Raw genomic sequence first — 11,839 nt, 5'->3', positions numbered from 1 at the left:
GAAGTACTGGGTGGCGGCCTCGGCCCACGGGCTGATGTCGATGTGCTCGAAGGGGCAGGCGCCGGCGAGGTGGCAGCCCTGCACCGTGCGGACCGTGTCGCCGCAGGCCTCGCGGGTCGTGAGGCCCACCGAGGCGAGCTGGCGCATCACCTGGGGGATGTCTTCGAGCTGCACGAAGTGGAACTGGACGTTCTGGCGGGTGGTGATGTGGCCCCAACCGCGCGAGTAGGTGTCGCCGATCTCGGCGAACATCTCGAGCTGGTCGGGGAGCATCGATCCGTAGGGGATCTTCACCCGCACCATCTGGTTGTGGCCGCCCTGGCGCTGGCCGTAGATGCCGTTGTTCAGTCGGAACACGCGGAAGGCGTCCTCATCGATCGTCCCCTCCAGGTGCTGGGCCAGGAGGGTCTCGAACTTCTCGATGTCGGCGAGCTCAGCGGGATCGATCTCGTGGGTGAGCATCGGGGGGCCTCTCGGGGTGGATCTCGGGGGCCGGATCTCGGGCACCGGCACGGGTCGGCCCGCAAAGAGTGACAAACCTGATCAGCTAGGTCAACATTCCCGACCGCGGGGAGAGATCTGGCATCGGCCACGGTGCTCGACCTGCGGCGGTCCACGCCTCCGAGTGATGCGGAGCGGATCAGGCCGCGGAGCGGGCGCGGAGGGCTTCGGCGACCCGAAAGGCCAGGTCGAGCGACTGGCGTCCGTTCAGCCGGGGGTCGCAGACCGTCTCGTAGCGGGCGTCGAGGTCGCTGTCGAGGATCTCGTGGGACCCACCCAGGCACTCGGTCACGTCGTCGCTGGTGAGCTCGACGTGCACGCCGCCGGCCCAGGTGCCCTCAGCCTCGTGCGCCCGGAAGAAGCCCGCGATCTCGTCGAGGATGTCGTCGACCCGACGGGTCTTGTGGCCGCTGTCGGAGGTGAACGTGTGGCCGTGCATGGGGTCACACGCCCACACCACCGGGTGCTCGGCGTCGCGCACCGCCGCGAGCAGCGGACGGAGACCGTCTTCGATCCCTGCGGCCCCCATGCGGCTGATGAGGGTGAGGCGACCCGGGATGCGGTCGGGGTTGAGCCGCTCGCACAGCTCGAGGACCTCGTCCGCGGTGGCCGTGGGGCCGACCTTGCAACCGATCGGGTTCGCCACGCTGGCGAAGTAGGCCACGTGGGCTCCCTCGAGCTGGCGGGTGCGCTCGCCGATCCAGATCATGTGCGCCGAGGTGGCGTAGAGGTCGCCGCTCATCGGATCGGCGCGGGTGAGGGCCTCCTCGTACGGGAGGAGCAGCGCCTCGTGGCTGGTGAAGAAGTCGGTCCGGTGCAAGGTGGGCAGCGAGGCGGTGTCGACGCCGCAGGCGGTCATGAAGCGCAGGGCCCGCCCGATCTCATCGGCGAGGGCCCGGTACTGCTGCCCCTGGGGCGTGGCGGTGACGAAGTCCTGGGTCCAGGAGTGCACCTGGTTCAGGTCGGAGAACCCGCCCCGGGTGAGCGACCGCAGCAGGTTCAACGTCGAGGCCGACTGGTGGTACGCCTGCAGCAGCCGCTGCGGGTCGGGCCGGCGGGCGGTCTCGGTGAAGGCGTCGTCGTTGACGATGTGGCCCCGGAACGAGGGGAGGGTGACGCCGTCGACGGTCTCGAAGCCCGAGGACCGGGGCTTGGCGAACTGGCCGGCGATGCGGCCGATCTTCACCGTGGGCACGCCCGAGGAGTAGGTGAGCACCACGGCCATCTGGAGGATGACCTGGAGGCGGCGCCGCACCGACTCAGCCGAGAACGAGGTGAAGGACTCGGCGCAGTCACCGGCCTGGAGCAGGAACGCCCGGCCTTCGGCCACCCGGGCCAGCGCCCCGGTGAGGTCGCGGCTCTCGGCGGCGAAGACCAGCGGCGGGAGCTCGGCGAGCTCCTTGGTGACCCGTTGCAGGTGGCCCTCGTCGGGCCACTCGGGCTGCTGGGCGGCCGGGAGGGCCCGCCAGTCGACAACGGCTCTCATGGTGGGATCGGCGTCGCGCTCGGCGGTGAGCATGGGTGCAAGCGTGCCTTGTCTGGTAGGCGGGCGCAAAGCGCGATTCGCGTCGTTGCGCTGAAGGTCGGAGGCCGAGCGCACGACCGATCGCGCCCGTAGAAGGCGTCCCGCGGCCGAAGTGACGGCTGTGTCGATCGGTCCCGGGGACAGAGGGGACGAGACCGCCCCCCTCCGCCCGGGCGTCAGGCCGCCGAGATGCGGGCCTCGACCTCGGAGCGCACGGTGTGGACCGCTCGCTTCACGAGCCGGCGGGCGGCCTCGGCGGTGACACCGAGCTCGTCGCCCACCTCGCGGTAGGAGCGCTTGCGACCGTCGTTGATCCCGAAGCGCTGCTCGACCGCGTAGCGCGCCCGAGGCTCGAGCACCTCGAGGAGGCCGGTGGCGTAGTCCTCCTCGGCCCGGGCCATCACGATGGTCTCGGGCCCGACGGTGTCATCGGCCAGCAGGTCGATCAGCTCGTTGCCGTCGTCGTCGCCGACGGTGCGGTCGAGCGAGGTCGGCGTGGTGAGCCGGTGCAGGGTGGCGTGCTCGTCATCGAGCTCGTCACCGTCGCCCGACACCTGGCGCAGGGCGGCCCGGAGGCTGGCGGAGCGGTCACCCGGCAGGCGGATCAGGCTCGCCTTCTGGTCGAGGGCCCGGCCGATGGCCTGGCGGATCCAGAACGTGGCGTAGGTGGAGAACTTGAAGCCCTTGCGCCAGTCGAACTTGTCGACGGCGTGCTCGAGGCCGATGTTCCCCTCCTGGACCAGGTCGAGCAGCTCCATGCCCGGGGGCAGGGGGTAGCGACGGGCCACGCTCACGACCAGGCGCAGGTTCGCCCGGATGAAGCGGTCCTTGGCCCGATCCGCAGCCCGGTCCGCTCGGCGCAGCTCGCCGGTATCCTCACCCGCAGCGAGCTGGGCGCGAGCCTTCACGCCCTTCTCGATGACCTGGGCCAGCTCCCGCTCTTCGTCCGCGGTGAGCAAGGGGACCAGGCCGATCTCGTTCAAGTACTGGCCAACTGAATCGCTCATTGCCACCTCTCCAACTCGGTGCCCCCCTGCGACTATTCCGTCGGCGGATGCCGCGATCACGTCGGAGGGGGGTGGCTACGGTTCAACCGTGACCCTTCTCCGCACCTTCCGATCCATGCCGTGACGTCTGTCACCGGGGCGGGGGCTCGCAGGGTCGGGGTCTTCGGAGGCACGTTCGATCCCCCTCACATCGGCCACCTGCGAGCCGCAGTGAGCGTCCGGCACACCCTCGGCCTCGATGCGGTGGTGATGGTACCCAGCGGCGACCCCTGGCAGAAGCGGGGCACCCGCCCGATCACGCCCGGCGCCATCCGACTCGAGATGGTGCGGGCCGCGGCGGCGGGCCTGCCCGACATCGGGATCGAGGTCAGCGAGGCCGAGGTCCGCCGGGCCGGCGCGTCCTTCACGGTCGACACCGTCGCCGAGATGCGCGCCTCTGAGCCCGCCGTCCAGGTCACCGTCATCCTCGGAGCCGACGCCGCCGCCCTGCTCCCCACCTGGGAGCGAGTCGACGAGCTGAAGACCCAGGTGCGCCTGGCGGTGGTGCGCAGGCCCGGATCAGGCTTCGAGGCGCCCGCGCTCGGGTCCCCGCCCGTCGCCATGGTGGACATGGAGCGACTCGACGTGTCGAGCTCGGCGATCCGCGCTGATGTGGCGCGGGGTGCACCGGTCGACGTGCTGGTGCCCCCCGGGGTGCTCGAGGTGATCACCCGCCACGGCCTCTACCGGGGATGAGCGAGCGCGCCGGGACCGAGCCGGCAGCGGTGTCGGGCCCGGCCGGGCGGCGGCTCCTGCCTCGCGAAGAGGGGGGTGGCTCTTCGACACAGGGGGCTGCGCTCTATCGTGGTCCCGATGAGTGACCGGCCCTCTGACGACGGCACGCGGTCTCGTTCCGACGCTGCGTCCCGGCTGGCGGCCCTGTTGGCCGACGTGACCGGATCGCCTGCATCTTCACCGACCGAGCACCGGACCGTTCCGGCGGAGCCGACCGTTCCGGCGGAGCCGACCATTGCTGCGGAGCCGACGGCCCCCGTTGCCCGAGGGCGCGGTCCGACCGATCGGCGAGGCGCCCGGGACGCGCCTGCGCCCTCCAGTGCACCCCGACCGTCGGGCCGCACCGCGCCCGCCGGGGCCGCCGGGGCCGCGGCAGCGCCAGCACTCCCCGCCGACGGCGTCACGCGCCCGCCGGGGCCGGGCCTCCGGTCGCGCCCGCCGGACCGGGCAACCCTGCCGGGCCCGCCGGCTTCGCGTCCGCCGTCCTACGAGTCGGCGTCGCGTCCCAAATCGGGCCAGGTTCCCCGGGCTGACACGCGAGAGCCGCGCCCGCCGTCGGCCCCGCCCGACCGGCCCATCGCGGCGCGAGGGGCGTCGGGCGCCAGCCTGCCACCGGTCACGTTGCGCTCCGCGGCCTTCGCGGTTGCCTTCATGGTCTTGGTGGCCGCCGTCCCCGCCCTCGGCTGGGTGGGCAAGGAGCGGCTTCTCGACAGCCGCGGCGGCGACTTCGTCGAGGACGGGGTCGGGCCGACAGACCCTGGGTACGAGGCTCTCGTCGAACCCACCCAGATCGCTCTGGTGATCCAGCGGGCCGAGGACGGCGACGGTCCACCAGTCACGGCGACGGTGCTCTCCCTCGGCGCAGGGCGAGAGGGGGGCTCGGTGCTGCAGATCCCACTCGACACCAGGGTGCGCGAGCAGGTGTTCTTCGTTGATCGACTGGCCGCGACCTACGAGTACGGAGGTGAGGAGCTGTTCGTCAGCGAGGTCGAGGACCGGCTCGGCGTCGCCATCCCGGTCGTGATCGACCTGGCCGATGACAGCCTGGAGTCCCTCGTGGGCCCGGTGGCTCCCCTCGAGATCGACAACGCCGATACGGTGGTGCTCGAGAGCGGCAAGGAGATCCCGCCCGATCCGGTGGACCTCTTGGCCGAGGAGGTCGGACCCTTCCTCCGGGCCACCATCGAAGGCGAGTCCGAGCTGGGACGCCTCGAGCGCAACCGGGTCGTCTGGAGCACGTGGCTCGCGGCCATCGGGCAGTCGTCGACGGCGGATTCGATCGGCGCCGCCACCACCGGCATCGGGCCGTTCCTCCGCACCCTCGCCGACGGGGAGCCGGTCGTCGAGACCCTCGACGTCGAGCCGCCGAGCGAGGTGGGTCCGGACCCCGACTACACCCCGCCCTTCGTGCCCGCGGAGGGGTTCGAGGAGCAGATCATCGCCGCCGTGCCGTACCCCGGGTCGCCGGGCGAGGGTCGGCGCTGGACCATGAAGCTGCTGAACGGTGTCAGCGGTGACGAGATCCCCCGGGCGCTGGTGCGCGAGCTGATCCTGGACGGTGCCGCCCTCACGACGCTCGGCAACGCCGCGGACTTCGGTCGCGAGCGGACACTCATCGAGTACTCAGATGCGACCTGGGAGGCCGAGGCTCGGAGCGCCGGGGAGGTCCTGGGTGATACGGCGGAGGTGCGGCGCATGTCGCGCCAACGGGCCGAGTCCGAGGGTGACGACCTGGTCATCACCCTCGGCCAAGATGCGCTGGACCACGTCGCCGAACGGGAGGCAGGCGCCGACGGTGGCTGACGAGACGAGCCCGATCCCGTTCGTGGACCCCGACACCGATGCCCTGGGCGTTCGTGCCGCTCGGGCGGCGGACGACAAGGGCGGCACCCGCGCCGTCATCCTGCGCGTCGGCGATGTGCTGGGCATCACCGAGCTGTTCGTGATCACCAGTGCGCCCAACGTCCGGTTGGTCAAGGCGATCGTCGACGACGTGGAGGCCCGGGTGGCGGCCGACGGCGGGCCCCGTCCCCGACGGGTTGAGGGCCTCGACGATGCCCGCTGGGTGCTCATGGACTACGGCGACTGGGTCGTCCACGTCTTCCTCGACGAGGCTCGAGCGTTCTACGACCTCGAGCGCCTCTGGGCCGACGTTCCCCGGCTCGAGTGGGCACCCTCGACCAAGGCTCGCTCCGCCGCCGACTGAGAACCCCGCTGGCTGCTCCTCGTTTGCGACTGGGGGGAGCGGCCCCGCGCCGGGCGCTCGCCGGGCCGGGCGGACCGCCGCTGGCTATCCGTCGTTGCGACTGCGGGCCTCCGCGAGCAGGGCGATGAGCGCGGGTCGGGCGTCGTCGGCCGAGGTGAGTTCGCGGTCGAAGCCCAGGCGCGCCATCCGGGGCCCCGCCGGCGTGGCCGCCTGCAGCGTGGTGCCGTGGCGGTCGATGCCGACCATCGACGCCTCGGTGGCGTCGACCAGCCCGGCCAGACGCTGGACGTAGAGCAGGTTCGCCTCGGCGTGGTCGTCGTTCATGTGGGCCACGACGGCGGCGGCCCCGGTGGCGACCGGGTCCGCGATGGCCGTCGCGTAGCCCTCGGCGGTCACCCAGCTCATGTGTCCGAAGCCGCCGACGTAGCGGCACTCCTCGACCGCCAGGCGCCAGAAGCCGAAATCGGTGAAGTCCGCGTAGTAGGCGGCGTGGGGGTGGGCCCGCAGGTAAGCGTTGCGCTGCGGGCCGGGCTCGTCGAGCAGCTCGAGACGGCCCACCAGGGTGAGCCGGGCGGCGCTCAGCGGATCGGCGCCGGCGGGGACGTCGTCGGCCACCAGCAAGCTGGCCCGGGCGTCGCCCCGGGCGTTGACCGTGTGCTCGGCCATCTCCGACACGAGCACCACCGGGGCGCCGTCGTCGTCGGCGGCGTAGGACACGGCGCTGCAGTACGGGTAGCCCGCCTTGGTCAGCGTCCCGAGGGTGCCGCGTCCGTGACCGGCGACGAGGGTGCGCGACAGCTCGGAGTCGTGGGGGAACGTGCCCGGGTCACCGGCGATGGGCGGCGCCGCCTCGCCGCCACCGTGCTGGGCGGGCCGGGTCATCGGTGCCGTGACCGGTCGTCGGGCGCGGGTCTGACGGGAGGCCGGAGGGCGCAGGGGTGCAGGGCGATCACCGATCCGACGGTAGCGAGCCCGAGAGGCTGCGACCGAGCCGCCCGACTGGTCGTTCCGATCCGGGTGGAGCTATGAGGAATCCATCTAAATGCCTATGACCACCAGTTCCGTAGGTTGGGGCAGCAATCGGGGCAGCAACGCAACGACCTACCCCGCTCTCTGCGCCCGGCCTCTCCCCCTTCGACGGGCCTCCGTGCTCTGCGCCTAACCCCCCCTCCCACGGCGTCTATGACCCTCACCAGCGCCGGACCGGTCACCCGGCCAGGGTCGTGGTCACGGGACCGGTCGACCGGCTGCGCCAGATGCTGGCCGAGTGGGCCGAGGCCGAGCACGGCCAGCTCGGGTAGCCGGCCGGTCGGAATCTGGACGTTCAGCGGCTCAGGCAGCCCTACCGGTCCGTTTCCGGGTCCGTTCCGACGTCCCACCCCAGATCCCCCGCTCAGCGCCGGCACGGCCCGCGAGCTCGCGACGCACCCGCACCGGGCACCGGGCGCAAACGGCCTTCGCCGGCCTGACGTCCTCGCCGCGGTCGGGGAAGAACAGCTCGGGACCCATCCCACGGCAAGCCGCGTGCTCATGCCACGCCGGGCGCCGAGCGGCGAGCAGCTCGAGCACGGCCGGCGGGTCGACCCCCCGCCACCAGCGCCGCGTACAGGGGATCAGGCCCCGGGTCGACCACGGACCCGACCCTACCCCCAGCCGGTAGGGGGTTTGCGAGAGAGAGAAAACGTACGAGGTTCGACGCCGACTGGCTGAACGGGTCGACCATGATGCGGGGGGCTTCTCGGGAGAACACGACGGCGCCGGCGGCCAGGTCGCCGGGCGTGCGGCGAGCAGGGTGACGGCGAGCCACGGCGGCAGCCACGTCCCCGACCACCCGAGGGTCGTCGGCGGCGATGGTTTCGAGGCGCCCCGTCAGCCGGCGCCGCTCGACCTGGGCGGCGGCAAACTTCCTGAGGCCCGGGTCCGGGCCGGCATGGCGGGCATCGACGGCCGCCCAAAGCGGACACGAGGTCGTCGTAGTCGAGCCCGGCCACCTGGTCGGCGGTGAGGACCTCGCCCATTGAGACGACGCTCTCTTTGCGCGTGGCCATCAGCCGCCCGCCCCGTCGCCCGTCCGTGTCAGCAACGGCCGTAGTCGACGACTCGGCGATCGTCCTCAGCGGGCCTTCCGTGTCGCGGGCGCCGATGCTCGATCGTGGGGCGCCCTCTCGAGCGAAACACAGTCCTGTTGTGAGCGGACGCGGTCGCGCACACCGGTGGCGACGGCTCCAGCCAGGCTGAGGGCGATCAAGCCAACCGCCAGCACCCGCCAGCCGTCGGGGCCGTACACCGCCACATTGTGAAAGTCGGATTCATCGGCCATCCACCGCTGGCTCTGGACCAGTAGCGTTAGCGATGCGGCGCACATGGCGATCAGGGCGAGCACAGGGCCCGCTCGGTGCAGACGATCCAGGCCCGCCACGACGATCACGGTCAGGAGGGCAAACAGCGGGAGCAGGTAGCGGGAGTGTGCACCCCCGCCCTCGGCGACGTGGCGGAACACACCGACCACCGCGACGGCGGAGGCGACGACGATGACCGGGAGGCCGCGCAGCGGAGGTTCGCCCCCGTGGATCCTGCGCTTTCCCGCCGAGGCGAAAAGGCTCGCCACGCCGGCGGCTGCGAACCCGGCGATCACCCAGAATGCGCCCGTGTCGAGGCGGGGCCGGGGGAAGAACGACATGGTGGGCGCGTAGATGCTCCCGGTGAGGTCCGTGAGAAACCCGCGCCAGACCTCGAGATCGGTCAGGGTGCCGAGGAGGCCACCTGTACGCGGCTTGGCTCCGAATCGGCGCAGCAGCTCCTCGGAAGCCAGCGGATCACCGAAGCGAAGAGTGTTCCGGATGTACCACCAACCGGCGATCAGGGCCGTCGGACCGAAGAGGCGCAGAGCCATGCCGCCGGCGCGCCCGGCGAGTGACCAACGGGTGTCGAGCCGGCCGGCGCCGGGCCGATCGCTCGATCTCGACCCGCTCGGCAGGATGACCGCCCAGGCCTGGGCCGTCAGCAAGGCGCCGATGGCGAGCGCGGGAATAAGGGCCGAACCGCGGCTCAGCCCGGCCACGACCATCGTGGTGCTCACGAGCCTCCACGACCCTTGTCCGGGCCGGTTCCATGCCCGGATGCCCGCCCAGGCGATAAGGACGGTCGCCAACATCCCAAGCCCGTCACTGTAGCCGAAGCTGACCAGGGACCACAACGCTGGCAGCGCGGCGAAGAGAGCTGCGCACAACACCCCCAGCCGTCGGGAGCCGGTCATGTCCCGACCGAGAGCGGCGACGGCAACGACAGCGGCGAGGGTGCACAACACGTTGAGCGCCCGGCCCGCTGTCACCTCGGAGTCCTCGACGTCGAGCCACCCGGCGGCGGTCGCCATGGCCGCCTGGATCGCAGGAAAGAGCGGCGGGTGGTTGGCCACATAGATGCGATGCCCGCCCTCGGCAAATTCATGTTCCCGGGAAAGCGGAGTGTCGACGTCGGGCAACTCGCCGTCGCGGATCCGTTCGGCATATGCGGTGTGGAATCGTTCGTCGGGTGGATAGAAGCGAGGAGTCAGCGATCCGTAGAAAAGGCCGGCTCCTGCGGCGGCGGTCAGTACGCAGAGGAGGTACCTTCGCCATCGCCACACGTCCCCAGAACGCTCGTGCTCACTCTTCGAAGCCACACATCGGTTTCGAGCCAGTTCGCTGCCTCCTCGACTGGTTCCCCATAGGGTCAGCACTTCAGCTCCATTTAAGGGGTCAGTATTCAGCCGGCGCTGAACACGCCTGCGACGAAGTGCCGACGGGCCAGCGCTGCTCCTCGGGCCTCAACGAAATCTCGAAGGTCGGTCGTCGCGGTCGTGCCATGGTATCCCTCCGCGTTGGTCGACGACACCGGGACGAACGAGCCCCGCTTAGAAAATTCGGTAGCGAGGCGAAGTGTTGACACTGGCCTCACGGGGCGAGGCTGAACCGTGCTGTTGGGGGGTGGTGGGGCGCCGGGGTTGGTGCCCACGGTCCGTGATGGTACTTGCGTTGGAGCTTGACCATGAGGATGGCTCTGACGCCGGGGATCGACCAGCGGACCCCGACGTCGGTGCGCCGGTTCATCTCGCGCATGACGCGTTCGAGGACCCCGGTGCCGACCTCGGGTCGGCCTTTGTCGCCGAAGAGGAGCCGGCCGGCGGCGGGGTGGGTGAGGAACGTGAACACCTCGTCGGTGGCACCTCGCAGGTGCGCTGCGGCGGCCCGGGCTCCGCAGGCCTCGGCGTCGTCGATCAGGTCGTCGTAGGCGGTCCGGGCGGCGTTGAGGTCATGGCTCCGGTAGGCGTTCGTGAGCAGCGTTTCGAGCTGGGCGCCGAAGTCGGTGGCGAGGTCATGAGAGCTCTTGTCGGTGTAGCGCGCGGCGCGGTAGACGCCGCGGCTCAGGTGCCAGAGGCAGCGTTGCACGGGCACATCGGGGAACCGCTCGGCGGCGAGGGCGGAGAGCTCTTCTTCGCCGTCGACGAGGATCAGCCCCGGGCGAACCTCGGCGAGCAGGTCGCCCATCACCGACCACCCTTCGCCCAACGTGGCGCCCAGCAGACGCGCCTCGACCTTCACGCGCTGGCCTTGTCGGGTGCGCGCGACGAGCCCAATGGCCAGGTTCAACGCCACGCCGCCCTTGGTTTGCCCGGCTCGTTCGCCGGTGCCGTCGAGCAACAAGACCGGCACCTCGCACACCTCGGGGCCGACCCGGTCAGGGGCCATTGCGATCACGTCACGGCGGATGCTGCGCGCCGAGACCTGAGGCCCGGCCAGCTCTGCGAGCAGCCGCGACGCCTTCGCGTACGCGACCTCCACCGCGAGCGACGCCGCCATCTCCGAGAGCTGATCGGTGCGCCGCTGATGGGGCGTCAGGCCCAACAGCTCCGCCGCGGGGGCGAAACGGCGACCGCACGTCAGGCACTCGAGCTGCTGGGACCGGAACGCCACCTGCCCACAGACGGTCGTGACCTTGCGAAGCTTGGGGCGGAACCCCCGCCGTCGGAACCCCCGGCGGCTCGCGCACCGGGTGCAGGCGAACAACGCCTCGGACTGATCCTCAGTAGCGAGCGGCAACCCGAAGGGGCCCACCACCACGTCGAGCAGATCCGCGACCATCGACTCGATCGCATCGGCCACCAGCTGGGCGGGCGCGCTGCGCCCGAACGCCAACGCGGCGTCCTCCAGCTCTCCCAACCCGACGATCCCGTCGAGTTCGATCCTCACGCTGCGTGTACGTTCCATCATCGGCACGGGGCTCCTTGTGTCTCACCAGGACGGTTGGAGCCTCGTGCCTACCAGGCCAGAACTACACCGATGTCATTCGATCGCCTCGCTACCGACGAATGCCGAATAGCTGAGCTCGAAGTCGTGGCGCTTCTTGTCCGCCTTGGCGAGCCCGCGGTCGATGGCGGGAAGCGTGACCTCGTTCAGGTAGCGCTCCGTTGTGAACGGATGAACCATGAGCCCGTCGGCGACTTCCCCCGCGACCTCGGTCATGATCTCACCGACGCCCGCGACGAATACCTTCGGTGGTCCGTACGGGTTCGGACCGGGCGAGAAGAAGGGCGTCATGAGGGTGTGTGTGTAGAAGTCACCGCGGAAGTCAAGCTTCGTGCCGTTGTTCCACGAGTCCCAGATCGCCCGCATCGCGAAGACGAACTCGCGCATGCGGGGCGCCGGATGTGACCACGGCATCGAGAAGCGCCTCTCGATGTGGGCCTTGATCTGGCTGCCGAGGCCGAGGAGATGGCGGCCCTTTGACGCGAGCTGGAGGTCGTTGGCGGTCACCGCGGTCGTCATCGGGCTGCGCGCGAACGCCACC

At 70.9% G+C, this 11,839-nt stretch carries 9 protein-coding genes and 2 pseudogenes; 3 read left to right on the top strand and 8 right to left on the bottom strand.

Going from position 1 to position 11,839, the window contains the following annotated elements; translation table 11 throughout:
• The 3 genes and pseudogenes from VNL12_RS02400 to VNL12_RS02390 form a co-directional block, all read right to left on the bottom strand.
• Positions 1-462 (bottom strand): annotated as a pseudogene (locus VNL12_RS02400) (sulfite reductase); the annotation flags it as partial.
• A 178-nt stretch (positions 463-640) separates the two neighbouring features.
• A complete protein-coding gene (locus tag VNL12_RS02395; protein ID WP_325591193.1) occupies positions 641-2,020 on the bottom strand; it encodes a class II 3-deoxy-7-phosphoheptulonate synthase in 1,380 nt (459 codons plus the stop codon).
• A gap of 182 nt (positions 2,021-2,202) precedes the next feature.
• Complete coding sequence (locus VNL12_RS02390; RefSeq protein WP_325591191.1) at positions 2,203-3,033, bottom strand: sigma-70 family RNA polymerase sigma factor; 831 nt, start codon at positions 3,031-3,033, stop codon at positions 2,203-2,205.
• A 120-nt stretch (positions 3,034-3,153) separates the two neighbouring features.
• Between VNL12_RS02390 and nadD the strand changes: the two genes are divergently transcribed.
• The 3 genes from nadD (at position 3,154) to rsfS (ending at position 6,013) form a co-directional block, all read left to right on the top strand.
• Positions 3,154-3,768 carry a nicotinate-nucleotide adenylyltransferase gene (gene nadD, locus VNL12_RS02385; RefSeq protein ID WP_325591190.1) on the top strand — a complete coding sequence of 205 codons (615 nt, stop codon included), beginning with the start codon at positions 3,154-3,156 and terminating at the stop codon, positions 3,766-3,768.
• A gap of 699 nt (positions 3,769-4,467) precedes the next feature.
• Positions 4,468-5,610 carry a hypothetical protein gene (locus VNL12_RS02380; protein ID WP_325591188.1) on the top strand — a complete coding sequence of 381 codons (1,143 nt, stop codon included), beginning with the start codon at positions 4,468-4,470 and terminating at the stop codon, positions 5,608-5,610.
• Positions 5,603-6,013 carry a ribosome silencing factor gene (rsfS, locus tag VNL12_RS02375; RefSeq protein WP_325591187.1) on the top strand — a complete coding sequence of 137 codons (411 nt, stop codon included), beginning with the start codon at positions 5,603-5,605 and terminating at the stop codon, positions 6,011-6,013. The genes VNL12_RS02380 and rsfS overlap by 8 nt, the downstream gene beginning before the upstream one ends.
• 84 nt (positions 6,014-6,097) lie before the next feature.
• On the opposite strand, the gene VNL12_RS02370 is transcribed toward rsfS, so the two are convergent.
• From VNL12_RS02370 to VNL12_RS02350, 5 genes and pseudogenes are all read right to left on the bottom strand, one after another.
• Complete coding sequence (locus VNL12_RS02370) at positions 6,098-6,895, bottom strand: HugZ family protein (RefSeq protein WP_325591185.1); 798 nt, start codon at positions 6,893-6,895, stop codon at positions 6,098-6,100.
• Positions 6,896-7,345: 450 nt separating this feature from the next.
• A complete protein-coding gene (locus VNL12_RS02365) occupies positions 7,346-7,582 on the bottom strand; it encodes a WhiB family transcriptional regulator (protein WP_325591184.1) in 237 nt (78 codons plus the stop codon).
• Positions 7,583-8,126: 544 nt separating this feature from the next.
• Positions 8,127-9,731 (bottom strand): glycosyltransferase family 39 protein, encoded by a 1,605-nt coding sequence (locus tag VNL12_RS02360; protein ID WP_325591182.1) that lies wholly within the window; start codon positions 9,729-9,731, stop codon positions 8,127-8,129.
• Positions 9,732-9,945: 214 nt separating this feature from the next.
• The gene (locus VNL12_RS02355; protein ID WP_325591181.1) at positions 9,946-11,241 is read right to left on the bottom strand and encodes a transposase; all 1,296 of its coding nucleotides are present in this window, start codon (positions 11,239-11,241) and stop codon (positions 9,946-9,948) included.
• A gap of 114 nt (positions 11,242-11,355) precedes the next feature.
• A pseudogene (locus tag VNL12_RS02350) lies at positions 11,356-11,839 on the bottom strand (TIGR03617 family F420-dependent LLM class oxidoreductase); the annotation flags it as partial.

Origin of the sequence: Iamia sp. (genome assembly GCF_035575815.1) — a bacterium.
Taxonomy (GTDB): domain Bacteria; phylum Actinomycetota; class Acidimicrobiia; order Acidimicrobiales; family Iamiaceae; genus Iamia.
This window is presented reverse-complemented; position numbering and strand designations above follow the sequence as displayed.

Excerpts from the sequence above, each read along its gene's own strand:
- VNL12_RS02395 (WP_325591193.1), bottom strand. The coding sequence starts at position 2,020 with ATGCTCACCGCCGAGCGCGACGCCGATCCCACCATGAGAGCCGTTGTC.
- VNL12_RS02390 (WP_325591191.1), bottom strand. The coding sequence starts at position 3,033 with ATGAGCGATTCAGTTGGCCAGTACTTGAACGAGATCGGCCTGGTCCCC.
- VNL12_RS02370 (WP_325591185.1), bottom strand. The coding sequence starts at position 6,895 with ATGACCCGGCCCGCCCAGCACGGTGGCGGCGAGGCGGCGCCGCCCATC.